The 23,851-nt window shown below is 56.2% G+C and carries 20 protein-coding genes; 5 read left to right on the top strand and 15 right to left on the bottom strand.

Features of this window, described 5'->3' with window-relative positions; translation table 11 throughout:
• Positions 1-16 precede the first annotated feature (16 nt).
• Positions 17-1,435 carry a 3-isopropylmalate dehydratase large subunit gene (gene leuC / locus MDHKLMBL_RS14820; RefSeq protein ID WP_104271223.1) on the bottom strand — a complete coding sequence of 473 codons (1,419 nt, stop codon included), beginning with the start codon at positions 1,433-1,435 and terminating at the stop codon, positions 17-19.
• A gap of 425 nt (positions 1,436-1,860) precedes the next feature.
• Between leuC and MDHKLMBL_RS14815 the strand changes: the two genes are divergently transcribed.
• Positions 1,861-2,733 (top strand): LysR family transcriptional regulator, encoded by an 873-nt coding sequence (locus MDHKLMBL_RS14815; RefSeq protein WP_104271221.1) that lies wholly within the window; start codon positions 1,861-1,863, stop codon positions 2,731-2,733.
• 3 nt (positions 2,734-2,736) lie between these two features.
• Here MDHKLMBL_RS14815 and MDHKLMBL_RS14810 read toward each other — a convergent pair whose 3' ends face one another.
• The 10 genes from MDHKLMBL_RS14810 to MDHKLMBL_RS14765 all read right to left on the bottom strand — a co-directional run bounded on the left by MDHKLMBL_RS14810 (position 2,737) and on the right by MDHKLMBL_RS14765 (position 13,854).
• The gene (locus tag MDHKLMBL_RS14810) at positions 2,737-3,921 is read right to left on the bottom strand and encodes an MFS transporter (protein ID WP_241956251.1); all 1,185 of its coding nucleotides are present in this window, start codon (positions 3,919-3,921) and stop codon (positions 2,737-2,739) included.
• A gap of 122 nt (positions 3,922-4,043) precedes the next feature.
• Complete coding sequence (gene aroC, locus MDHKLMBL_RS14805; RefSeq protein ID WP_014577195.1) at positions 4,044-5,138, bottom strand: chorismate synthase; 1,095 nt, start codon at positions 5,136-5,138, stop codon at positions 4,044-4,046.
• A gap of 37 nt (positions 5,139-5,175) precedes the next feature.
• Complete coding sequence (gene prmB, locus MDHKLMBL_RS14800) at positions 5,176-6,078, bottom strand: 50S ribosomal protein L3 N(5)-glutamine methyltransferase (RefSeq protein WP_104271219.1); 903 nt, start codon at positions 6,076-6,078, stop codon at positions 5,176-5,178.
• A gap of 88 nt (positions 6,079-6,166) precedes the next feature.
• Positions 6,167-7,381: a patatin-like phospholipase family protein gene (locus tag MDHKLMBL_RS14795; protein WP_039881905.1), complete on the bottom strand. Its 1,215-nt coding sequence runs from the start codon at positions 7,379-7,381 to the stop codon at positions 6,167-6,169.
• Between the two features lie 5 nt (positions 7,382-7,386).
• Complete coding sequence (locus MDHKLMBL_RS14790) at positions 7,387-8,301, bottom strand: DUF4892 domain-containing protein (protein WP_104271217.1); 915 nt, start codon at positions 8,299-8,301, stop codon at positions 7,387-7,389.
• Complete coding sequence (locus MDHKLMBL_RS14785; RefSeq protein WP_104271215.1) at positions 8,294-9,244, bottom strand: alpha/beta fold hydrolase; 951 nt, start codon at positions 9,242-9,244, stop codon at positions 8,294-8,296. Before MDHKLMBL_RS14785 ends, MDHKLMBL_RS14790 begins: the two co-directional genes overlap by 8 nt.
• Before the next feature lie 13 nt (positions 9,245-9,257).
• On the bottom strand, positions 9,258-9,608 hold the full coding sequence (locus tag MDHKLMBL_RS14780) for a PilZ domain-containing protein (protein WP_092032454.1): 351 nt from the start codon (positions 9,606-9,608) through the stop codon (positions 9,258-9,260).
• A gap of 115 nt (positions 9,609-9,723) precedes the next feature.
• On the bottom strand, positions 9,724-10,755 hold the full coding sequence (locus tag MDHKLMBL_RS14775; protein WP_104271213.1) for a DNA polymerase III delta subunit-related protein: 1,032 nt from the start codon (positions 10,753-10,755) through the stop codon (positions 9,724-9,726).
• On the bottom strand, positions 10,748-12,823 hold the full coding sequence (locus tag MDHKLMBL_RS14770) for a transglutaminase TgpA family protein (RefSeq protein WP_104271211.1): 2,076 nt from the start codon (positions 12,821-12,823) through the stop codon (positions 10,748-10,750). Before MDHKLMBL_RS14770 ends, MDHKLMBL_RS14775 begins: the two co-directional genes overlap by 8 nt.
• Entirely contained in the window at positions 12,820-13,854 is a 1,035-nt protein-coding gene (locus MDHKLMBL_RS14765; RefSeq protein ID WP_104271209.1) for a DUF58 domain-containing protein, read from the bottom strand. The genes MDHKLMBL_RS14770 and MDHKLMBL_RS14765 overlap by 4 nt, the downstream gene beginning before the upstream one ends.
• A 187-nt stretch (positions 13,855-14,041) precedes the next feature.
• On the opposite strand from MDHKLMBL_RS14765, the gene MDHKLMBL_RS14760 reads away from it, so the two are divergent.
• Complete coding sequence (locus MDHKLMBL_RS14760; protein WP_104271207.1) at positions 14,042-14,659, top strand: hypothetical protein; 618 nt, start codon at positions 14,042-14,044, stop codon at positions 14,657-14,659.
• Between the two features lie 133 nt (positions 14,660-14,792).
• Here the strand turns inward: MDHKLMBL_RS14760 and MDHKLMBL_RS14755 are convergent, their stop codons facing one another.
• Both MDHKLMBL_RS14755 and MDHKLMBL_RS14750 read right to left on the bottom strand, forming a co-directional pair.
• On the bottom strand, positions 14,793-15,761 hold the full coding sequence (locus MDHKLMBL_RS14755) for a DUF6160 family protein (RefSeq protein ID WP_104271205.1): 969 nt from the start codon (positions 15,759-15,761) through the stop codon (positions 14,793-14,795).
• A 155-nt stretch (positions 15,762-15,916) separates the two neighbouring features.
• Positions 15,917-16,507 (bottom strand): hypothetical protein, encoded by a 591-nt coding sequence (locus MDHKLMBL_RS14750; protein WP_104271203.1) that lies wholly within the window; start codon positions 16,505-16,507, stop codon positions 15,917-15,919.
• A 222-nt stretch (positions 16,508-16,729) separates the two neighbouring features.
• Here MDHKLMBL_RS14750 and pabB point away from each other — a divergent pair, with 222 nt between their 5' ends.
• Positions 16,730-18,082 carry an aminodeoxychorismate synthase component I gene (gene pabB, locus MDHKLMBL_RS14745; RefSeq protein ID WP_104271201.1) on the top strand — a complete coding sequence of 451 codons (1,353 nt, stop codon included), beginning with the start codon at positions 16,730-16,732 and terminating at the stop codon, positions 18,080-18,082.
• Between the two features lie 57 nt (positions 18,083-18,139).
• Here the strand turns inward: pabB and thrH are convergent, their stop codons facing one another.
• Positions 18,140-18,754 (bottom strand): bifunctional phosphoserine phosphatase/homoserine phosphotransferase ThrH, encoded by a 615-nt coding sequence (gene thrH, locus MDHKLMBL_RS14740; RefSeq protein WP_104271337.1) that lies wholly within the window; start codon positions 18,752-18,754, stop codon positions 18,140-18,142.
• Between the two features lie 232 nt (positions 18,755-18,986).
• Here thrH and MDHKLMBL_RS14735 point away from each other — a divergent pair, with 232 nt between their 5' ends.
• Complete coding sequence (locus MDHKLMBL_RS14735) at positions 18,987-19,709, top strand: phosphoadenylyl-sulfate reductase (RefSeq protein ID WP_014577210.1); 723 nt, start codon at positions 18,987-18,989, stop codon at positions 19,707-19,709.
• A 27-nt stretch (positions 19,710-19,736) separates the two neighbouring features.
• Here the strand turns inward: MDHKLMBL_RS14735 and cysB are convergent, their stop codons facing one another.
• Positions 19,737-20,714, bottom strand: coding sequence for an HTH-type transcriptional regulator CysB (cysB, locus tag MDHKLMBL_RS14730; protein ID WP_008171800.1), 978 nt, complete (start codon positions 20,712-20,714; stop codon positions 19,737-19,739).
• A gap of 246 nt (positions 20,715-20,960) precedes the next feature.
• Here cysB and MDHKLMBL_RS14725 point away from each other — a divergent pair, with 246 nt between their 5' ends.
• Complete coding sequence (locus MDHKLMBL_RS14725; protein WP_104271198.1) at positions 20,961-23,681, top strand: winged helix-turn-helix domain-containing protein; 2,721 nt, start codon at positions 20,961-20,963, stop codon at positions 23,679-23,681.
• Positions 23,682-23,851 lie beyond the last annotated feature (170 nt).

Genomic DNA, 23,851 nt, shown 5'->3' with positions numbered 1-23,851 from the left:
GGTTCTCTCCTGTGGATCAGTTCATCAGCTCACGGACATCAACGAAATGACCGGTCACTGCGGCAGCAGCAGCCATGGCCGGGCTCACCAGATGGGTACGCCCGCCAAAGCCCTGACGGCCCTCGAAGTTCCGGTTCGACGTGGAAGCACAGTGCTCCCCCTGCCCCAGCTTGTCGGCGTTCATGGCCAGACACATCGAACAGCCCGGGTCGCGCCACTCAAGACCGGCTTCGATAAAGATCTTGTCCAGACCTTCCTGCTCCGCCTGGGCTTTCACCAGACCGGAACCGGGAACCACCATGGCCTGCTTCAGAATCGGCGACACCTTCCGCCCTTTCACCACGGCCGCGGCCTCGCGCAGGTCCTCAATCCGGCTGTTGGTACAGGAGCCAATGAACACACGATCCAGCTTGATATCGGTAATCGCCATATTGGGCTGCAAACCCATGTACTTGAGAGCGCGAACAATGCCTTCACGCTTGATCGGATCGGCTTCCTGTTCCGGATCGGGCACCTTGCCATCAATTCCGGCCACCATTTCAGGCGACGTACCCCAGCTCACCTGCGGCTGGATTTCCGAGCCTTCGAGCTCAACAACCTTGTCGAAGACTGCATCGCTATCGCTATGCAAGGTGCGCCAGTATTCAACTGCAGCATCCCACTGCCCGCCCTTGGGCCCAAACGGACGATTGCGAACGTATTCGATGGTGGTGTCATCAACCGCTACCATACCAACCCGCGCACCGGCTTCGATGGACATGTTGCAGATAGTCATCCGCCCTTCCATGCTTAGGCCCTGGATGGCTTCGCCCCCAAACTCAATGGCGTGCCCGGTACCACCGGCAGTCCCGATCTTGCCAATGATGGCCAGCACAACATCCTTGCCGGTAACGCCCGGCCCCAGTTTGCCATTGACCTTCACCAACATGTTTTTCATTTTCTGCTGCACCAGACACTGGGTGGCCAGCACATGTTCAACTTCACTGGTGCCAATACCATGAGCCAGGCAACCGAAGGCACCGTGGGTGGATGTATGGGAATCCCCACAAACAATACTCATGCCCGGCAACGTTGCGCCCTGCTCGGGCCCGATAACGTGCACGATGCCCTGACGTTGATCCTTGATCTTGAACTCAAGAATCCCGAACTCGTCGCAGTTCTTGTCCAGTGTTTCCACCTGGATCCGGGAAACCGGGTCAACAATACCTTCGACACCACGATCACGATCCGTGGTAGGCACGTTATGGTCCGGCGTCGCAATGTTGGCATCAATCCGCCACGGCTTCCGCCCCGCCAGACGCAGACCTTCAAAAGCCTGGGGTGATGTCACTTCGTGCAGTAACTGACGATCGATATAAATCAACGCGGAGCCGTCGTCGCGCTGTTTGACGAGATGATCGTCCCACAATTTGTCGTATAAGGTTTTGCCCGCCATGGTTCTCTCTCACTCTCTGGGGGTTTTTGGTTCTGACGTTTGATAACGGTATCTTACCGCCTGCGACCGGATAACCTCAATTCATGTTTTTTATCTATCGCATGCCTTATGGTAATACTTTAAGATTCTGAGAAGGTCGCATGAAGGGATAAGCCTCCCAAAACACGCCCGTAAATACATCCATGTAGGGCTCGGTCGCGCCATCCCTGGCGCTCCACGGTTTTGGGAGGCTCATCCCTCCATACTCCCCATGCGCTGCGGATATTGGCCACACTCTGGGGAGCGGGTTGGAGCAGCGTTTTCAAAACCGTAGAGGGCCAGGGATGGCCCGATTCGAGCCCACATGGACGTGCTTGTTGGCGTGTTTTGAAAATGCTGTTCCAAGCCGGGACCTGCACCATATTTCGAAATCCGGGAACACAGATATGGACTCAAACGCATTAAAGGCATTTTTGACCATTGTCGATCAGGGCTCCTTCTCAGAAGCCGCGGAAATCCTGCACCTGACACAGCCGGCCATCTCGAAACGCCTGGCCGCACTGGAAAACCAGCTTGGCACCAGCCTGATCGATCGTAGCCACCGCCAGATTCGTCTGACTGATGCCGGCAGTCGTTTGCTTCCCCATGCGCGTCGGATCCTCGATGAAATTCACAACGCCCGGGTGGCCTTGTCGCCGGACTCTGGGCAAGTCGAGGGCGAGCTGCAAATTATCGCCAGCCATCACATCGGTCTGCATCATTTGCCGAATTGGCTGCGACGGTTCAAACGGGAATACCCTCAGGTGTCCATCAACCTGCAATTCATGGAGTCCGATGCCGCCTACGAGCAAATGCGGAAACGGAATGCAGAGCTGGCATTCGTGACGCTGAGTGACAGCATGGAACCGAGCTTTCATGTGTTTGCCCAATGGCCGGACCAGATGGTGTTTGTGGCCGGCGCCGAGCACCCCCTGGCGTCACTCGAAAATCCGAGGCTTACGGACCTAGCAGACCACCCGGCACTATTGCCCGACACCAGCACCGCAACCTATCGGGTTGTGAGCCGGTTGTTTCTGGAGGCGAATCTGCACCTGAACCCGCAAATGCCAACCAACTACCTGGAAACCATCAAGATGATGACCAGTGTGGGCCTGGGCTGGAGTGTGCTGCCCCTGCGCATGATTGACGACAGCCTTACGGTACTGGATGTGGGCAAGCCGGTTTCTCGTGTCCTCGGGGGGATCGGGTTATCCGGGCGGCAGCTCAGCAACGCCGCCAATGCGTTACTCACCATCGTGCAGGAAGAAGAAAGCGCCTGAGCTTTACCCCTCGCCATGGGCTGGCGGCGGCCGAAGGCCTCGCCAGGTGATCACGATTGCGACTGCCATGGCGGCAGCACCACCCCAGAAAGCCGCCGAGGTACTGAACCCATCCACCAGGAAGCCCGACAACCAGGCCCCAAGCGCACCGCCAGCACCGAAGGTGAGGCCGCTGTAGAGGGCCTGGCCCTGCCCATGATGGTGTTTGCCAAAAAAGCCCTGGATGTATTGGACAGAGATTGCATGCAGCGCACCGTAAGATGCTGCATGAAGCAGCTGGGCGAACAGCAGCACGAGGACAACATCCGTCAGCTCTGCGATCAGTACCCATCGAATCATGGTGAGCGTAAGCGCGCCGATCGCAATCTGACGAACCGTGAAATTGCGCGTTAAACGGTGCATCACCAGAAACAGTGCGATCTCCGCAAAAACACCCAGCGACCACAGCAAACCAATCGACAGCTTGCCGTAGCCGTGCTGCTCCAGATGGATACTGAAGAACGTGTAATAAGCTCCGTGCGAAACCTGCAGCAGGAAATTCATCAGAAAAAACGTCACCACTGCCGGGTGCGTGACGATGGCCTTTAAACTGCCTTTCGGAGCCGGCGGCTTTCGCTCACCTCGCTCCGCAGGCACCAAAAATGCGGATACGGCAATGCCCGCAAACACCGGAAGCAACAACCACGGGAGATTCTGAATCGGCACCAGTTCCAGCAAACCGCCAACCAGCGCAACCGCTCCGATGAACCCCACCGAGCCCCAGAGCCGAACCCGCCCGTATTTCTCTTTCTGCTCGCCCAGGGTTCGAAGCGTGATCACCTCATACAGCGGCAAGATCGCATTCCAGAAAAACGTGAACGCCAGCATGACCAGCAGCAGGCCATAGAACCCCGGTTCCATGAACACACCGGCGAAGAACAGCGAGCCGATGATGGCGCCGAACCGGACCAGACGAACCCGTTGGCCGGTCTTGTCGCCGAGCCAACCCCAGACGCTGGGCGCAATGATTTTGGTGAGCTGGATCGTCGCCATGAGGGTGGCGATCTGGAGGTAGGAAAAGCCCTGGCCCGCAAGGTAGAGGGACCAATACGGCAAGAGCCCGCCAAGGAGGGCGAAGAACCAGAAATAGAGGTTAGAGAGGCGCCAGTAGATAGAAATACCCCGCAAGTCCGGCTGTTTTGGCGGCACTCACTGCCCAAAAATGTGGAGCTCCAAGGATGGCGCGACCAAGCCCTACAGGGAAGTATTCACGGGCGTTTTTTGGGCAGTGAGTGCCGCCAAAGCAGCTTCACCAAGCCTGACAAACAAAATCAGAGCTGCCCAATCACCGGCGTAGAAACAGAAACATCCGCATTCTGCCCACGATGCCGCAGGTAATGGTCCATCAACACAATGGCCATCATCGCCTCAGCAATAGGTGTCGCCCGGATGCCGACACATGGATCGTGACGGCCGGTGGTAATCACCTCACAGGGATCGCCGTTCACATCAATGCTCCGGCCCGACAAACGCAAACTCGACGTGGGCTTCAATGCGATACTGGCCACGATCGGTTGCCCTGAGGAAATACCTCCAAGCACACCACCGGCATTATTAGAAAGGAACCCTTCCGGCGTCATCTCGTCACGATGCTCGGTACCCTTCTGGTCAATGCAGTCGAAACCGGCGCCAATCTCGACGCCCTTCACCGCATTGATGCTCATCAGTGCATGGGCAAGGTCCGCATCCAGGCGGTCAAAGATCGGCTCGCCGAGACCCGGTGGCACACCGTCGGCAACCACGTTGATCCGGGCACCGATGGAATCCCCCTCCTTGCGCAGGGCATCCATATAAGCTTCCATCTCGGGAACCTTGTCCGCATCCGGGCAGAAGAACGGGTTCTGGTGAACCTGATCCCAATCCAGTTTCTCGGCCTTGATGGGCCCCAGCTGCGACAGATAGCCGCGAATCCGGATACCCAGGCGCTGCTCAAGGAATTTTCTCGCAACAGCACCCGCAGCAACCCGCATAGCGGTCTCACGGGCAGACGAACGACCACCGCCGCGATAGTCGCGAACACCATACTTGTGCATGTAGGTGTAATCAGCGTGAGCCGGCCGAAACTGCTCGGAGATCTTTGAGTAATCCTTGGACCGCTGATCGGTGTTTTCAATCAGCAGGCCAATCGGCGTTCCGGTGGTCTTACCCTCGAAAACGCCTGACAGAATTCTCACCTCGTCGGCTTCACGACGCTGGGTTGTGTGCCGGGATGTTCCTGGCTTTCGGCGATCCAGGTCCCGCTGCATGTCCGCTTCCGAAAGCTCAAGTCCCGGAGGGCAGCCATCAATGATGCACCCCAGCGCAGGCCCGTGGCTCTCGCCGAATGAGGTAACCGTAAACAGTTTTCCGAAAGAGTTTCCCGACATAATTCAGTATCTTGTTCAGCTTTTATGAGAATTCAGTTTAACTGGAAGCCTGCCACTGACGCAGGTCCGTCTCGGTGATCAGAAAGACGCCATCGCCCCCATTCTCGAACTCCAGCCAGGTCAGTGGCAGATCCGGATACGCCTCATCCATTGCAACCCAGCTGTTACCGACTTCCACGACCAGTAGTCCACCAGGAGTAAGATGTTCGGCCGCTTTGGCAATGATTCTGTGAGCGATGTCGAGCCCGTCTTTACCGGCGGCAAGGCCCAGCTCAGGTTCGTGGCGGTACTCATCCGGCATGCTGGAGAGATCGTCTGCATCCACATAGGGCGGGTTGCTAACGATCACGTCGTAGCGACCTTCAATATTGTCAAAGACATCGGATTGTACGGTACGGACCCGCTCGCGGACTCCGTGCAGGTCGATATTGGATTCGGCCACTTCAAGTGCATCCGGAGAAATGTCCGACAGATCGACTTCCGCCTCGCCGAAAACAGATGCCGCACCAATGCCAATGCACCCGCTCCCGGTGCAAAGATCAAGGATGCGTTCCACCGGCTTGTCTCCGAGCCACGGCTGAAAGCCATTCTCGATCAGTTCACCAATGGGGGAACGCGGTACCAACACCCGTTCGTCAACATGAAAGGGCATGCCCATAAACCAGGCTTCACCGAGCAGATACGCCAGAGGTACGCGCTCATCCACGCGCCGGGCGATTCTTTCCAGTACCAGCTCCCGCTCTTCACGCGTTAGACGGGCATCCAGGAACAGAGTGTTGTTTTCAAGGGGAAGGTGCAGGCTACGCATAACCAGCTGAACAGCTTCATCCCAGACATTGTCCGTGCCATGCCCGAAAAACAGCGGCGAAGCAGCAAACCGAGAGGAGGCGTAGCGGAGGTAATCCCGAACGCTGTGAAGGTCGTCAATAGGGCTGGTCACTAACGTACATCCTGTGCAAGAGCGTGTTAGCGCGGGATTATACGCTGTTTACCCGCTCGACTGCAGCCCGCCCCCGCCAACAAATTGTTCAGATAGCCAGAGGCCCGGAGCTGTTCCGGCTTTCTTCAAAGCGATCCAGCGCAGCAGCCATCCGCTCACGGCCCAGCTGAATCAATTCCGGGGCCTTGTGATAATCGTAGCTCCGACAGGCATTCTTCGGGATATTCACCAGCAAATCCGGCGGGTAGCCCGCGATCTTGTACTGCACAAGCGCACTCTGCATGGTCTCGATGGTGAGGTTCATCACATCGAATTTGCCGATCCCGAGCTTGTCCCAGTCGATGGTTTCGTGCTCTTCCTGGCTCTTCTTGTAAGCCGGCTTCTTCTCCGTCTGCTTTTGATGCTCTTTCTTGTGCACTGCCCGGCTGATCTTTTCTTCCGGGCTGTCACCGTTGTCCGGCTTCCGGGCAGTCAGGGATTTCAGGGCATCCCAGTCAAACCAGCGCGAGGCCTTCTCACGGATGGTATCCACCCACTCGTCCATATCCGTGTTTTCAGCCTCGCCCGGAGTAAACGCAGCGTCCGGAATCCGTCGACGGCGGTCATCCTCGCCACTGAGATTGACCGCAACGATGATGTCAGCGTGGGAGGAAATGGTCGGGATGATTGGCAAAGGATTGAGCAAGGCACCGTCCACGAGGACTCTGCCATTGAGAACGAGAGGTGTGACAACACTTGGAATCGCCACCGAAGCGCGGATAGCCTGATCCAGAGGCCCTTCCTGAAACCAGATTTCCTTGTGGGCGAGCAGATCTGTCGCCACGGCCGTAAAGGCAATGGGCAGGTTTTCGATCCGGGTATCTCCCAGCATTTCCCTTACAACCGAAAAAATCTTCTCGCCTCGAATAGCGCCCACGGAATTGAACGTTACATCCAGGAGCTTGAGGACATCGAACTGGCCCAGACCGGTAACCCAGTCCTTGTAGTCCTGCATCTTGCCGGCTCCGAACATACCGCCGATCAGGGCCCCCATGGAACAGCCGGAGATAGCAACGATGTCGTAGCCACGCTCCACCAGAACTTCGATGGCGCCGATGTGGGCATACCCTCTGGCACCACCACTTCCCAGCGTCAGAGCCACGGTCTTGCGCGGTTTGTTCCGGTCTTTGCCTTTTTCCGGGTTTGCCGGAGCACGGGTAGCGGAGACATCAGAGCTGCTCAGGACCTTCGAGACGTTGTCCTGCGGATCTTTCTCTGAGGGCTTGTCCTTTGGATCCTGATCGTCATCCTTTGATGTGCCCATAATCATTACCTCGAGATCACCACCACTTCTACCCGGTCGCCCTGCCTGTCTGGATCACTGAAGACACCTGCCGGCCCCACAACGATTATCTCCTGTTGAGCCCGGGAGACACCCGTTTTGGACAGGACCTCCGACAACGATTCGGTAGCCAGGCGGGCACGCTCCATCGCATCACTGAAGGACTCATCAGTCTCCAATACAGAATAGCCCACCAGTGCAACCACCGTACCCTCTTCACGGGCCAGATCATTCACCCGCCTACGATCCGTTGCCTGCCAGTCGAACCGGTAGGTTACACCGCCTTGCCAGGGAACAATAATCGGCCCTTCAACGCGGTTGGCCATGGTGCCAAAGCCGGGAATGGTCGCGCCGGATTCGACCCGCAGGTGCTCCACCCACACATACTCCCGAAGGTTGCCGCGAGTCACCGTGTAAATGAGGGTCAGCCAACGGGCGCCGTCCTCGGCAACGGTGCCCGCCACCAGATAATCCTGGGTTGCATCACGGCCATAGAGAACCGCCTGATTAAAGATCTGGTTCGCCCATACGTTGCTTCTTCCACAACGGATACTGGAGCACTCGAACAGAATCTGGGCGTTTCTCTCGCGCAATAGAGCGAGGTAGTGGTCCCGCGCTTCCTCGCGACTTGAGTCTCGGGCAATCCGGTACAGGCGCCCTTCCCCAGTCACGGGCAAGCGGGCCAGGGTTTCGGAGCGAATCTCGTTATTGACTTCCCGCACGGGGCTGAACAATACCAGGTGTCCCGACGACTGAATCGAGACCGTATCTTCAAGCGTCGACTGTTGATAGGCCTCGGGCATATCCTCCGGAGCAGACTGCACACCGGAAGACAGAGCCAATAATCCGAGGATCGGAACCAAGAAACGTGTGAACAGTAATTTCAGCAAGCGATTACTCATTTTCCAGGAATTGTCTGATGGCTGTTGCAGCCGGCCCGGTCTCGCCATCCAGATGGCAATGGTGACCTCCCGGCACGTTAACGATCTGGAGGTTGGCGATAGCGTCAGCGCGTTTATCCCGATCCTTTCTGTACGAAAGAAGTCCTGCATCGGCTCTGACAAAAAGCACACGGGTTTCAATAGCAGACAGCGAAGCCAGCACCTGCTCTTCGGTCATCATCAATGGAGACGGGTGCCGTAACCTTGGGTCGGTCTGCCAGACGTAGCCCTCTCCCTCGGGTTTCATATTGCGCGGAATGAGCGTCAGCGCGGCCTCGGGGCTGAGCGGACTCAGCCCGCCCTCCCGTGCTTTGGCGGCCGTGGCGATATCCGGATAGACAACCTGGCGGCCAGAGCCGGCAATGCGTTTTTTCACAGCTTTTCGGAGCTGGGGAATGGTTTCCTTAACCGGACGGCTCAGTGCGCCAAGGCTGTCGATCATCACCAGGTTTCGAATTCGCTCCGGAAAGGCGGCCGCGTAGAGCGCTCCGACAATCCCCCCAAGCGAGTGCCCGACCAGGTTGATCCTGCCATCCGGTGTCTCCTGGAAATAGCGTTCAACCAGCTCGGCAAGATCCGCCACATAGTCCATCAAGAGGTAACTCTGCCCCTCTGGGCGGTGCCCGGAATGGCCATGCCCGGCGAAGTCCAGCGCGTAGACGGGCCCGAGTCGCGCCAGCTCCGGTGCGAGCTTCACAAAGGTGAGGCTGTTATCGAGCCAGCCATGCAGCATTATGATCGGTGTAGTATCGTGGGCATCAGTAGCGGCAGGCCAGCTAAGACCGGCCAGGGTGATGTGCCGGAGTTTCCAATCGGACTCGCGGAACGACCGGGCGGGGTTTTCAATGCTCCCGTCCTTCACCTGGTTTCCGGGGGTGTTCGTGGGAAACGACATGTCGCTCATCCAGGCTCCGCCTTCACATTGTATGGGTGGGGCGATCGGAGCTCAGCGAGCCTGCCAGGTAGGACTCAATCTTGGTTCGGGCGGCTTCATCATCGCCGTTGAACTGGACACCGATACCCGCCGCGCGGTTGCCCTGGGCACCTTTGGGCGTTATCCAGATTACCTTGCCGGCGACCGGAATTTTTTCAGGCTCGTCCATGAGGTTGAGAAGCAGAAAGACTTCGTCGCCCAGCTGATACTGTTTCTGGGTCGGGATGAACAGACCACCCTGGCGGATATACGGCATGTATGCCGCGTAGAGCACTGCTTTATCCTTGATTGTCAGGGTGAGTATGCCACTGCGCGCACCAAAACCTGGCCCCATAACTGACACCTTTCTCTTAGATCGTTTTGAACGGTTATCGGGATCCGAAAATCCCTTTCATTCCGGAATCATAGCAGTTGTTGCCCCCAAAGACGCAATTCTGCCGGGATATCCGCTAGGCCGCCGGGCGTTTCACCGGCATGAGCTTTTGCCAGGCGATCAGAAGACGACTGGCTTCCAGCTCGGGGCTGGCGTTGTAGACACCCGCTGCGCGTGATTCCTTTACCATATCGAGCAACTCATGGGCCCGCCAGCCGGGCGTCGTTTTGGCCAGAAATCCGAGCATATCGGCGGCATCGGCGTCCCGAGCACTGCCCCCCACTATCAAGCGTGCCAGATCAGCCGCCCAGGTTTCGAACAACCAAAGCGTATCTTCCAGGCCCATGGACTTGAACGCCCTGGCGGCCTCACCTGCCGGAATCCTGGACTTCATGAAATCCTTGAAGCGGTCTAGGGCCGTGTCCCGCAAACCGATGAAATCTCCTGTTGCATAGTCCAGTGCCAATCTGGGTGCATTACCCGCCAGCATCAAAGCTTTGGCCAGAACATCTGCAGACGGTTGTGCATCTTCGGGAAGATTCTTTACACTACTGGCGAGCCAGTGGTTGGCTTCGCTGTTGCCGGGCACCGGAACCGTCAATGTCTGGCATCGGGACCGGATGGTAGGCAACACCGGACGACCGCTCTCCTGCAACAGAATCAAGGTCACGTCGGGCAGCGGCTCTTCAAGGGTCTTGAGCAATGCGTTCGCCGCATTGATGTTCAACTGATCCGCCCGGTCAATAATCGCCACCTTATGGTGGGCAACCTGCGGAGACGCCACCGCGAACGACGAAAGAGCCCTGACCTGATCCACCTTGACCATACGGGACTTTTCCGGCGCATAAATCCGGATATCCGGGTGGCTGGCGGCGGCCAGAAGTTCACATTGTTTACAGCGGCCACAGGCAATTGCCTGGCCCGCTTCCCGGCCCAATGGCTGATCGCACAGCAGCAGCCCGCCGACAGCCTCTGCCCAGGCCCGCTTACCCACACCACGCTCACCAACGAGTATAAGAGCGTGTGGTAGTCGGTCTTCTGCGACCCGGCTCTGAACCGTTTGCCAGGCACGGTGCAGCCAGGGCATGTCTTGGGCAATATCAGTCACTGGATTTTCCTGTGCGGGTTCCGGATCTGCGCAGTTGGCGCTTCATGGTCGCAAGCAAGCGGCGCATTCGCTTCAACTGCTCAACGCCCTCGTCGTCTTTACCAGCGCTATAGTAATGGCTGTTCACCATCCGGGCAAAAAGCCTGGCAGAATCCCCTGCAGCCGGTTCAGCTTTTGCCAGCCTTGATGCAAGAACCGACGGCGTTTCACCATGACGGACAGGCACGCCTGCAGTCGCGCACAGACGGTGCCACGTATCCACCACCCTCCGGAACGCGTCCCGCCTTTCTCCACGGCGCATTTGCAACGCGGAAATGAGTCCAGCAATTAGCAAGCCGGCACCAACGATACCCGCCGTCATGTATCCCAATTCGCGCATGCCGAAACCACCGGGCAACCTGGACATCAGATCCATCTGGCTCTGGCCCTGATAGCCGACGACCCAGCGCTGCCACTGGTAGTTGATGCGATCCATCTGAAGACTCGCCCATTGCACCAGGGCAACGTCCGCATAACGCTGGGGCGAGGCCCAGTTGTTTTCAAGGAAGGATCCCTCCTCTGCCACCGCATCTCTCAGGCCTGACTCAATCCTATCCGGTGCAATGGCGGCCGTCGGATCAATTCTCACCCATCCGCGGCCGTCGACGTAGGCCTCAACCCAGGCATGGGCATCGTACTGACGCACAATCAGGTAATCGCCTCCCGCCCCGTTTTCGCCCCCCTGGTAGCCGACGACAACGCGCGAGGGAATACCGGCAGCGCGCAACACGAAGGTGGTTGCGCCAGCATAGTGGGCACAAAAACCGCGCTTCTCGTCAAAAAGCAGGGAATCAATGCCGTCTTCAGGCATGGCAGGAGGTCTGAGCGTGTAAAAGTATTCCTGTTCTCGAAAACGCTGCAACAGGGTACGAACGACCTGCTCGTCGCCCATCGTACGACGAAGTTCCCGCGCAAATTCTCGCGCTCTGGGATTGCCTTCCTGCGGCAACTGAAGATAGCGGCGCAGTTCCGCAGCGTTTTGTGTTTCGGCAACAGAAGCTTCGCTCTCGAGTGCCAGCCTATAACGCACGGGGCTGTCAGCCGGCCGCCGGAAACGGAAGAGATCCGCGCTGTCTTCGAACACGTTATCCGATACCGCTCGGGAACTTTCCAGGGCAAATGCCCAGCGCTGATCCGTAGGTTCCAACAGCACGTCATACTGGTTTGGCTCAAGCTCTCCTATGCCACCATCAACCGCTACGCGGCCCAGCGCCCGAAATGGTTCTTGTTGACCCTGGCGCCAGGTTTCTCCATCCAGGTAGTCGAGAATAAGCCCTCGCCAGTATCTGTCCCTGTAGGCGGGCATCTCGCCGCCAAAGGTTACCCGGAACGCCCTCTCACTGCTCTGGGCAAGGTTGGAAATATCCCCTGGCCTCATGGTGTCGCTGATCCCGGTCCGGGCCTCACCGGACACCAGCGGCACACTCCACAGCGGCGACATCCGCGGGAAAAACACGAATAAAAGAACGACGATTGGCAGTGTCTTGAGGAACATTCCACCCAGCCTGCGCCAGCCTGAAGTCATGCCACCGGGCAGTTCCGGTGCGTTCAGTACTTGCAGCCCGACCAGCAGCAGCGCTATGCCGGTGAAGTTGACCAGTGCCCAAAGAATCTCCTGATGGAACAGAAAATTTACCGAGGCCAGATAGACCAGAATGAAAAAAAGAACGTAGAAGTCCCTGACCAAACGGGTCTCCAGCCACTTGAGACCTACCGCCAGCACGAAGAACGAAGCTGCGGTATCTACCGTGAACCGCCCCTGTACTGTTGCAACATAGACGCCGATCAGCACCAGCATAATGCCCGTGCGCAACAGGCGGCCAGGGAGCCTTACCTTCCCGTATTGCGCCAACCAGCGCCAGGCGGCCAACACTGCGCAGGCCGCAATCAGCCAGAGCGGTAACCGGTCCCACTGGGGCGACAGCAGCAACGCAAAACTGGCAATCAGCCAGAGCAAGGCTCTCGAAGGCAGATTGGTCGCTGTCGCTTCTTCCGATTGGGTGCCTCTAAGGCGGTCCAGGAAACTCAAGCCTGCCCCTCCCCTGCATACTGTGGTGAGTTTCCTATCGGCTTTCTGCGCGTTCCATGGGGCTCGGCCATGGTATCCCGGGGCCGCTCCTCACCCCAGGCCGCCAATGCTCGCAGGCACCGTGCTGCGTGCGCCGGCCCCGAATCAGGCTCGATGATCTGCCCGGGAAGATTCAACCCGAAACGCACGCCGCTTTTGCCCCGTTCATTGACCAGAAACGCCAGGTAACTCAACCGTAACTCATGGTCTGCGCCAGGGTAGGCGTTGAAATCCAGCCAATAGGGACTGCCCTGCTCACCCTCCCAGTCTGCCACCACCATTTGCCCGGTTCGTGCGAACCGCTTCCAGAGCACCCGCTGGCTGAGATCACCTTCCCGCCAGGGTCGGATATCCGCATGATCATTGCCGTCAACGGATCGTGCTTCTGCTGACTCTTCACCATCCTCTACCGTGCTGAACGCCTCAGGAGCTGGAACCGGCCTTGGGAATACCAGACCGGCGGATACCGGCCGAACCCACGACCAGGCCTTGAGGAGGCCGAACGGAAAACGCGTTTCAATCCGTACCCGATCGGGCCGCAAATACCCCCGATGAGCGGAATGAACCGGAAGCGTGACATCCTGGGACCGGCCCGAGTGGACGTGGACCGGGGCCAGACCGGACTCTTCGCAGGACAGCAGGATGGCAATGGCGTCATCCCGCCCTGCCTTCAGGCGGAATCGAAACGGAATATCATCACCGGCAAAGCCCTCTCCTGGCTGAACCAGCGTGAGTTCCATGCCGGACAGATTTCGATGGGTCTGATGCATCGCGCCAACAAAGACCGCCCCAAGCAGAAAGGTACTCAGATAAATCAGGCTGCTCTGATAATTGATGCCGGTGAGAAGCATGATGACGAGCAACAGCCCGAACACGAGTCCCGCACCAGTAGGCAGGATGAATATGTTCTTCTGACTGAAGCTCTGGACATCGGACCGCGGAATCCGTCGGTTAATCCAGCGACGAAAGCGATTTCTGAACGGATTTTTCATAGTAGAACTGAGGCCCTGCGATGCCCAAAAAGTTCATGGTATTCGACCACGATTTTGCGTTGATTAGTAACAGTACCGAAAATCAAAGATTCTGATCACAATCCCGGATCATCTGGCTTGAATTCCTGTCTGACAAACCGAATACTCGTGCCAGGGAGCGTATTTTTTTAACAAAAGAGGCCAGATTATGAAACGCCGACATCTGCTCACCACCGCCATCAGCGGCCTGGTTGTTGCTTTACCTGCCTTCGGTGGCGTTCAGACCATGACCTCGGACGAGATGGTGGAAACCTATGTGAAAGATTCCGCCGTAATCGTTGTACCCAAAGAACGTAAGAAATCAGAAGCCGACCGCCAACGTATCCTGCGCTCCCTCACCATATCGCCCGGCGAACCGGTAATGACCGAAGCTGAAGAGGAAGCTTACCGGGAAGCGTTGCAACGATACGTTGATGAGGGCAAGACCGATGCTCTGGAAAACGCAGAAGATGAATTCCTCCGTCGCGCCCTGCTGCTGCCCCAGGAAGAAATCGCCCGGGCGCAGCCGCCAGCAGAGTTTACCCCAACGATTCCACCAATCATCTTTGGGCAGCAGGCACAGATTCCAGAAGAGCCTTTTACGCAAACCTTTCTTAATGATCAACTGGGGATAGGGTTTGACGGGCAGAACCTGAATTTCAGCATCGGCAATCCGCCGGGGATTGATCAGATACAGGTTCCGCAGGCTATTAATGAAGGACCGATTACTTTGACACCGAGGCCCGGTGGTGGGTTTGATCTTTCTATTGCGGTGCCGGATCAGTAGCGTGGAACTCGCTGGTTCGTTTTGAAAACGGCAGCCAGAGTTGGCTGCCGTTTTTGTTGGTTCAAGTTTTCTTTAGGCCAATAAAAACGCCCCGCAGAGCGGGGCGTTTGACCAACTTTGGCGTCAGATAAGGTTACTTACCGTAAACAGCAAGCGTGGTGTCAGAGATATGCAGGTTATCAATACCAATGGTACCGATATTAGTTCCACCGATACGAGTCTCTTGGATGTTTACATCCATCAGAACATCGTCAACGTCTACCCGCAAGACATCTGAACGGGTTCCATCGAGATTGTCACCTTTGTATATATCAAGGCGGGCAACCGCGAAGGATTTGTTGGCGCCGTTATTGCCAGAAGCGAGCGCCGCAAGGGTGCCTTCAAGTACCGGATCTTCGCCGTTCGGATCGTTCAGAAGGGCTGAAATTTCGGCGTCAGTGTAGGTTTGACCGCCAGCGTTCGCACCTTTAATGCTCAGGCCGGTAATGCCCACTGCCAGGAAATCCACTTCGAAGTCCATCTGCTCGACCGTAAATGCTGCATCCAAGTTCAAGGTTCCCGTGTTAGGGCCAGCTGCAACATCGGTGGTATCAACCCGAATATCCAGCGCGCCGAGCAAACCCCACGCTTTCATTCCTGAAATCAGTGTGGTGTTTTCGGTTGCAGAAGAAGCATCCACATTGTCACGTAAGCTCATCTCACCAACCTGCATACCCCAGTCGATGGGCGCACCAGTGTTTGAGCCAACATGAATAACGGCGTCGCCATCTGCGGCAACATCAATATCGATCTTCAGATCATCCAGCAGGTTGCTTTGAGTTGCCAAACCGGGAACAGCAACAGGGTCGCCAGTGTTAGGGTCTGTAGGAATCAGTCCACTAGCGTTCGCACCACCGATTTCGATGTCAGAGACCGCGAATGTACCTTCATCGGTGTAGGTGAACTCGCCGATGGAGACCCGGGTTTCCAATTCGATAGTTACACCTGCTTGACCAGTTACGTTCCCCATTGCGTTGTCATCCAACGCCTTGAGGTCTGCATTTGCTGCGAAAGGAGCAGCAGCGACTGCTGTAGCAAGAGCAAGTTTCTTCAGGCCTTTCATTATTATCTCCTTGAGTAAACTCTTTTTGATTGTTTTCGAGTTTCAGTTTTGTGAAGTTCTGTAACCTCACACCTCAATTTAAGATTGTTTTACAGTCCTAGTCCGTGAATGAACGCACAGTTCCGGAACACGAAGCTACAGCTTGCGCCTGACACTCAGACACCTTGTTTCTTCTGGTCATAAAAAATTTGAAATGACTTGTCCTGCGACATAGCAGCTCCAAATGAGACATTCCCCTGATTCAAATCAAGAGGAATCAATTTTAAGCCGGAGATGCCCAGCCGATGCTCATGCTCAACTACCACTACCCTCTGCTGCTCACCTTCTTTAGTTATGGTGCCTGGATACACAATTAACGCGGCATCAATTTTATTGTGCCGAGCCAACGAGCGCAGGCTAGCCCTGAAAACCTGCAGCTTCGCTGAAGCAGGTGCAGCGTCAGACTCCTCACCCAGCTTAACTTTTTTCAATTTACGATCTTTTAAAACCATCCATGCTCCGGGCCCAAAAATCGCAGAACTTTCTAACTCCTGCTCTAAGTCAGACATGGATGCTTTTAGCATGGATGTAAGATCTTTCTCAGCTGTTAACATTGCTGCCGCTAGCTCCTCTTTAGTGAGCTTGCCGTCCGACAAAATGCCAGAATCGCTCCCTGGATTTTCCTGGGAGTTTGCTGTTACCGAAAACCAAGCTAGAAAAAGAAACACTAGAAAAACAAACGTAGTCCGTATTCTGTCCATCGTCATATTTACTCCATGTTGCCTGGAATGCTCTGACCTCCGATGCAGGAGAGGGCTTCCAAATTCATTTTTGTACTGGGGAGACTCTTCGGACTCGGCTAGAATGCCCATCACTTGGTAGACCGACATTGGTCGCAAAGAGCATTTTTATTAGATCAGCGAGCCCCCAAAACCCACAACGCCCGTTTTGTGTGCTGTTTATCATTTCTCGAAGAATCCGGAGGGACCTTGAACCCGGCAACCAAGCTTGAACTCAACCAGGAGCGCTACAATCGCCTGCTAAGCCATGCCTGCCGGGAAGCGGATTTCGCCTATATCGGAAGCGTCGGAAACGGCCCGGCCCGGGGAGTTTTCAGCGGATTTTCTGCCAGAGCTGTTGCCACCGAAGTACTCAAACACCCTGTGCCTGAAGATTTCTGCTCCGATCAGCTTGCCCAGAACATGGAAAGCCTCGTCCACCAGTTCCAGATCGAACAGGAACCCAATCCGGAATGCCTGTCCGGAGGGTGGATTGGCTTCCTGGGCTATGAGCTCGGGTATGTCAGGGAAAACCGTCTCAGAGAGCTCTGCCCATCTCTGGATGTCCCCCTGGTGTCTGCAGGATTCTATCTTTGGACTGCCAGTCATAATCGCAAAACAGATCAATATTGGCTTTGGATTCATCCGGACTGCCCTGATGGGACGCGTGATTTACTGGACCAGTGGCTGGCCACGGACGAACCCGCCACCACTGGATGGTCTATGGTTTCCGGATTTCAGCCCAGGCAAACACCGGTTGCTTTCAGGACGAGCGTCGAAAGGGTCCGCCAATACATCGAAGCCGGTGATTGCTATCAGACGAATCTGGCCCAGGAATTCTCAGGCCGTTTCGTAGGGGATCCCTGGCGAGCATTCCAGGCGCTTTCGAAAGCTAACCCCACTCCCTACAGCGGTTTTATCCGATCAGGCGAAGCATCGATTATCTCGGTCTCCCCCGAACGTTTTCTCGAGATACACGATCGCACCGTAACCACCAGCCCAATTAAGGGCACCAGGCCGAGAGGCAGAACACCGGAAACCGATCTGGCCTATGCCTCTGAACTGGAAGGCTCCGAAAAGGACCTTGCCGAGAACCTGATGATCGTCGATCTTCTCCGCAATGATCTGGGCCTGAACGCGAAACCCGGTAGTGTGAAAGTCGACAAACTCTTTGCTCTTGAGTCCTACAAGAACGTTCATCACCTCGTCAGCCACATTCGCGCGGAACTTGCCGACGGTGTTACGCCGATGAAGGCCCTGTTTGACGCATTCCCGGGTGGTTCCATTACGGGTGCACCCAAGATCCGAGCAATGGAAATCATCCGGGAACTTGAGCCCCACTGGCGCGGCCCCTACTGCGGCTCGATTTTCTATCGCGGACTGGATGGCACTCTGGACAGCAATATTGCGATTCGAACCATGCTGTGTGATGGCGAGGGCACCATTCGGTGCTGGGGTGGTGGCGGTATTGTTGCGGATTCAGATCCCGAAGCCGAGTATCAGGAGACGCTCGCAAAAGTCGGGTCTTTAATGCGGTTTCTGGAAGAGTTGGTTATTGAATGAAATTGACGTTGGGCCAGATGTACTTTTCATCTGATCCCAACGTGCGACTCAAGCTTCTCAGACTTTGTGAATAGCACTCGCCTTGAGAAACTCCTGCCTCAGATCCTCGAAGTTATGCACTGCAGGGAACTGCGGGAACTCGTCGATTACGTTCTGCGGAGCGTGGAAAAGAATACCGGCTTCGGCCTGCCCCAGCATGGTGGTGTCGTTGTATGAATCACCGGCAGCAATCACGCGGTAATTCAGCAACTGGAATGCCCTCACCGACTGTCGCTTAGGGTCGCGCTGGCGCAGCAGGTAGTTGGTGATCTGGCCGTCGTCTGCAACTTCCAGCTTGTGACAAAGCAGTGCCGGATAACCCAGCTTCTTCATCAGGGGCATCGCGAATTCGTAGAAGGTGTCGGACAGAATCACAACCTGAAAACGCTCGCGCAGCCAATCCAGAAACTCCCGGGCGCCGGGCAGCGGGTCCAGCTCGCCAATCACTTCCTGGATTTGCGGAAGGCCATAGCCGTGCTGGTCCAGCAGCTTGAGGCGCTGCTTCATCAACACGTCATAATCCGGAATATCGCGGGTGGTCGCCTTGAGCTCTTCAATGCCGGTCTTTTCGGCGAACGCGATCCAGATCTCCGGGATCAATACTCCTTCAAGGTCAAGGCATGCCAGTTCCACAACGATCTCCTGCTTTGATTGGTAAAGGGCCAGTACGGTCAATCCGCCTGCCTGTATTCGGTGCGTATGATAAGAAAAACCGGCCAGGATTGCATCGTGGAAGTGTAAACCCGCGCTTTTGAACGCGGAATAACCATATAGATCGTCATTCCTTCAGGGTATGAGGCATTTAATGGTAGCCTTTTCGGTCAGTTAGATACCCTTGCACATCCATAGAAGGCAATGCCGGGCCATGACCGATATTCAAACCCTGCGGGAAGAGCTCGAAGGCCAGAGCCCCCGTTCGATTCTCAAAGCTGCGCTGCAACAATACGATAACATCGCCATCTCTTTCAGTGGCGCAGAAGATGTCGTGTTGATTGAAATGGCACACAAGCTGACCGACAACCTGAAGGTTTTCACTCTGGATACAGGCCGCCTGCATCCGGAAACCTACGATTTTGTAGAGCGGGTTCGCAAGCATTACGGCATCGAGATCGAAGTTCTGTTTCCGGATGCTCACGAAGTTCAAGATCTGGTGAACAAAAAGGGCCTGTTCAGCTTCTATGAAGATGGGCACGGTGAGTGTTGCGGCATTCGCAAGGTCAACCCCCTGCGCCGCAAGCTGGCGACCGTGGACGCCTGGATCACTGGACAGCGGAAAGACCAGAGCCCCGGAACTCGCAATGACGTCCCGGTTATCCAGGAAGATACCGCCTTCTCGACCAATGAAAAGACACTTGTAAAGTTCAACCCACTTGCAAACTGGACATCAAAAGAGGTGTGGGATTACATCCGTATGTCCGAGGCGCCGTACAACAAACTGCATGAGAAAGGCTTTGTCAGCATCGGCTGCCAGCCCTGCACCCGTCCTGTCCTTCCTGGTCAACATGAACGTGAAGGCCGCTGGTGGTGGGAAGAAGCCACCCAGAAAGAATGCGGCCTCCATGCCGGCAACCTGATCGCCCGGGAATAACCTGGGCGCCTCTTGCCCATTCATCTTTTAGTGAGTGGGCAGCTCGACATCCTTGAACAGTTCTTCGATTTCAGATCGGCTGCCCTGGTGAGAAACCGCCTCGTCCACCTTTTCTTTGGTGAGATGGGGCGCGAAACGGTGAATGAAGTCATACATATAGCCCCGCAGGAAAGTCCCCTTTCGGAACCCGAGTCGTGTGACGCTGGGACGGAAAAGCTTGCGGGCGTCGAGCGCAACCAGGTCGGTGTCCGTTTTTGGATCGAATGCCATGCTCGCGACAATACCGACACCGAGCCCCAACCTGACGTAGGTCTTGATCACGTCTGCATCCGCTGCCGTAAATACCACTTTCGGTGTCAGTCCCTGGGACTGGAACGCCTCATCCAGCTTCGAGCGCCCCGTAAAGCCGAACACGTAAGTCACGAGCGGGTATTCCGCAAGCTCCGGAAGCGTCAGTTCCGGCAGTTTCGCCAGTGGATGATCCTTCGGCACGATGACGCTCCGGTTCCATTTGTAGCATGGCATCATGATCAGGTCGTTAAACAGCTCCATGCCCTCGGTGGCAATAGCAAAATCGACCGCCCCGCTGGCTGCCATTTCGGAGATCTGCATTGGCGTGCCCTGATGCATATGCAGGGAGACGTCGGGGTACTCTTCTATAAAACCACTGATAATCGGTGGCAGTGCATAACGGGCCTGGGTATGCGTGGTGGCGATGCTGAGATCACCTTTTCGCTGGTTACTGAATTCCTGGGCAATCTTTTTGATGCCCTCAACCCGCCGCAGGATTTCGCCGGCCTCGCGAATAATGATCTCGCCGCCCGGTGTGATTCTGGTGAGATGCTTGCCGCTGCGGGCAAATACTTCAAGCCCCAGCTCGTCCTCCAGCAGGCGGATCTGTTTGGAGATACCCGGCTGGGACGTGAACAGACTCTGGGCGGTTGCTGAGACATTCAGGTCGTGATGCGCAACTTCCCAGATATAGCGCAACTGTTGTAGTTTCATTGAATCTGCTGCTCCCTGGAGATCGAAGGACCTTGTTGAAGAATACGCATAAAAATACAGATTTTCATTCTTTTTTAATATAGGCAACTGCTTTTACACAGTTTAGACCAAAATCGCATTTGCGCAGCCCCTGATAAAACCCTGAGGCTATGAAAAGCCCCTCCAACCCTTGACTTGGCCAATACAAAGGACACAATCCGTAATGCCCTGTCTGGGCACATCAACACTCCAGTTCTCAGGGAACCCATGCTGCTCACCACAAAGTTTCTTCGGCCAACGTCAGACTCGCGCGCGGTTAAACGTGAGCGGTTGAGTGCCTTGCTTGAGTCCAAGGCTCCGAAAAGACTGAATCTGGTGATTGCGCCGGCCGGGTTTGGCAAGACCACTCTGGTTGCGCAATGGTGTTCAAGGGTTTCCTCCCCTACCGCCTGGCTCTCTCTGGATGAACACGACGATGAGCCCCGGCGATTCTGGCAGTACCTGATAGGAGCTTTTGAGCAAGCCGGGCTGACCGGCGCGTCCGATTTGCGCAAACAACTGGCTCACCACTCAGATGACACGTTTACCGAGGCCATTACCGGCCTGATCAACACACTGGCTCATGATGACAGCCCGTGGTCGCTGGTGCTGGACGATTTCCACTTCATTGGCAACCCTGCCATTCACAGGCAGTTCGCCTATTTCATTGATTATCTTCCGCCGGGTGTTCTGATAACCCTGGCGTCCAGAACCGAACCGCCACTGCCCCTGGCCCGCTGGCGCGTCCGTCGGTGGATCCAGGACATCCACCCTGGCCTGTTGGCCTTTTCTGAAGACGAATGCCGTCAGTTCTTTCACGACACCATGGGCCTTGATATCGCCGACGAGGATGTCCACGCGATTTACCGCAAAACCGAAGGCTGGGTCGCCGCCATGCAGCTGTCCGCATTGTCCGGAAAGGACGCAAGCACGAGTGGAAACCAGATAAATCTGGATGAGCGCCACATCAGCGATTATGTGCTGAGCGAAGTACTTGAGCAGCAACCCCGGGAGCTGTCGGACTTTCTGCTTGAAACGGCCTGTTGCCCCCGGCTATGTGCATCCCTCTGTGATTCGATCCGTGGGTCCGATAACAGCCAGGAGCTGCTTGAAAAACTTCTCAGCCAGAATCTGTTCCTGATCCCGCTGGATACCCGGAACGAGTGGTTCCGCTATCACGACCTGTTTCGGGATGCGCTGCAACTCAGGGTAAGTCACCAAGATCCTGACTCGGCCGCGCGACTCTGGCACCGGACGGTGGACTGGTTATTGGCCCATGGCCACGTTCAGGAAGCCATTGCCCAGATCGTCCGACAGGAGGACTGGTCCCGGCTTGCCCGGGTGCTCGCCGAGCACGGCAACAACCTGATCCATGGCGGATATCATCTCCCCGTGCTGGACTGGATTGATGCCCTGCCACAGGATCTTGTCATCGACAATCCGCAACTCCAGATGCTCCGGATCTGGGGGCTGTTCTTTGCCAACCGCATGGATAGTCTCGAGCCGCTGCTGTCCAGCCTGGAGGATCTTCTGGACCGGCAGGTGGCCGACTCCCATCCGGATGCCGAAGGGGCCCTCGGGCTGCAAAGTGAGATCTCGTTGATGCGCTCCTATCTAGCCCGCACCCGGAGTGACGACAAGAGCGCCGCAGATCTCACAAGACAGGTGCTCAGGGAGATTGATCACACTCGCATACCGCTAAAGTCGGTGACCTATTACGGCCTTGGGCTGGATTACTACGGCAAGGGTGAACTCACCGAAGCCGAAGATGCGCTCCAGTCGGCAGTCCGCTACGGACAGGTCGAACATAAACCCAGTACCGTTCTTTCCAGTGGCGGCCTGCTGGCATGGATTCAATACAATCGCGGCGATATCGATCTGGCTTTGGAAACCTGCACCGAGATAAGGCAATGGGTGGACAAACACTATGCGGACCCAACCCAGCCAAGACTCATCTCATGCTGGCAGAACAGTACACTCTGTGAGATTCATCGCGAACGAAATCACCCCCAGCTAGCAGCCACGCACCTGAAACCGTTGCTCGAACATGTTGAGCGGGGCACCGAACCGGGCCAGCACGTGATCATTCAGTACGTGCGTGGTCACCTGGCTTTCAGCGAAGGCAGGCTCCAGGACGCGATTGACGCGCTCGAAGACGCATCCCAGACCGCCCGCAAGCGGCGAGAGCAAATCGTGTTCGAGCCACCGGCAAGCACTGCCCTTCTGGCACGCTGCTACCTGGCTTCAGGCCATCCGGAAAAAGCCCGGGCCTGCCTGGATTCCCGAGCCGATACCGAGTTCACCAATCCGCTTCATCTTGAACAAAGCCGTATTAGCGAGGCGCGAGTGCTGGTTGCACTGGATCGGCCCGAGCGGGCCCAGGAGATACTCAGCGCTCTTTTGCAACCGGCTGAACGCAACGCCCACAACAGACACCTGGTGGAAATTCTGTTGGTCTATGGCGAGGCCCTGGCGAAGCAGGAACGGACCGGTGAATCGGAGCAAATGCTGACCCGCGCGATAGAACTGGCCAGCGAGGCCGGATTCTTGAGGCTCTTTGCGGAGGAAAGCCCGGATCTGCGTGCCCTGCTCCTCGGTTTGCCAGCACTGGATGAACCGGGAAGCTGGAACGCCAGCGTCAGGAAAATGCTTCTCGATCAACGCCAGTCCGGCGAGGGCCAACCTGAAGCAAAACCTAGTGCCATTTCTGGTGAGCGCGGTCGTACGACACTCAACGCCGAAACACTGCCTGAACCTCTCAGCCAGCGAGAACTTGAAGTGCTTGCGCTCATTCATGCGGGCCACGCCAACAAGGAAATTGCCGCAAAAATGGACGTTGCCCCGGCTACGGTGAAGGCCCACATTCGCAACCTTTATGGAAAGCTCGGCGTGGGCCGCAGAACCGAGGCTCTGGCCAGGGCCCGGGAACTGGGGTTGCTGCAAGGCTGATTTCGAGCCCCAAAAACGTGACGCACCTCACACTTTGCACCAACAACTTTAACCCGCTACGCCCTTTGGACGATCCGGCTACGCCCTCTAATCCCCTATTATATTTTCAACGGTGAGGGAAACCTCACCAGGAATTCTGAAACTTCAGGCCTTCAGATTTCTTGTTCCGC

This window comes from Marinobacter flavimaris, from assembly GCF_002933295.1.
GTDB classification, from domain to species: domain Bacteria; phylum Pseudomonadota; class Gammaproteobacteria; order Pseudomonadales; family Oleiphilaceae; genus Marinobacter; species Marinobacter flavimaris.
The sequence above is the reverse complement of the archived record's forward strand: the minus strand, read 5'-3'. Positions and strand labels throughout refer to the sequence as shown.

Excerpts from the sequence above, each read along its gene's own strand:
- leuC (WP_104271223.1), bottom strand. The coding sequence starts at position 1,435 with ATGGCGGGCAAAACCTTATACGACAAATTGTGGGACGATCATCTCGTC.
- MDHKLMBL_RS14815 (WP_104271221.1), top strand. The coding sequence starts at position 1,861 with ATGGACTCAAACGCATTAAAGGCATTTTTGACCATTGTCGATCAGGGC.
- aroC (WP_014577195.1), bottom strand. The coding sequence starts at position 5,138 with ATGTCGGGAAACTCTTTCGGAAAACTGTTTACGGTTACCTCATTCGGC.
- MDHKLMBL_RS14795 (WP_039881905.1), bottom strand. The coding sequence starts at position 7,381 with ATGGGCACATCAAAGGATGACGATCAGGATCCAAAGGACAAGCCCTCA.
- MDHKLMBL_RS14790 (WP_104271217.1), bottom strand. The coding sequence starts at position 8,301 with ATGAGTAATCGCTTGCTGAAATTACTGTTCACACGTTTCTTGGTTCCG.
- MDHKLMBL_RS14785 (WP_104271215.1), bottom strand. The coding sequence starts at position 9,244 with ATGAGCGACATGTCGTTTCCCACGAACACCCCCGGAAACCAGGTGAAG.
- MDHKLMBL_RS14780 (WP_092032454.1), bottom strand. The coding sequence starts at position 9,608 with ATGGGGCCAGGTTTTGGTGCGCGCAGTGGCATACTCACCCTGACAATC.
- MDHKLMBL_RS14765 (WP_104271209.1), bottom strand. The coding sequence starts at position 13,854 with ATGAAAAATCCGTTCAGAAATCGCTTTCGTCGCTGGATTAACCGACGG.
- MDHKLMBL_RS14760 (WP_104271207.1), top strand. The coding sequence starts at position 14,042 with ATGAAACGCCGACATCTGCTCACCACCGCCATCAGCGGCCTGGTTGTT.
- MDHKLMBL_RS14755 (WP_104271205.1), bottom strand. The coding sequence starts at position 15,761 with ATGAAAGGCCTGAAGAAACTTGCTCTTGCTACAGCAGTCGCTGCTGCT.
- MDHKLMBL_RS14750 (WP_104271203.1), bottom strand. The coding sequence starts at position 16,507 with ATGACGATGGACAGAATACGGACTACGTTTGTTTTTCTAGTGTTTCTT.
- MDHKLMBL_RS14735 (WP_014577210.1), top strand. The coding sequence starts at position 18,987 with ATGACCGATATTCAAACCCTGCGGGAAGAGCTCGAAGGCCAGAGCCCC.
- cysB (WP_008171800.1), bottom strand. The coding sequence starts at position 20,714 with ATGAAACTACAACAGTTGCGCTATATCTGGGAAGTTGCGCATCACGAC.
- MDHKLMBL_RS14725 (WP_104271198.1), top strand. The coding sequence starts at position 20,961 with ATGCTGCTCACCACAAAGTTTCTTCGGCCAACGTCAGACTCGCGCGCG.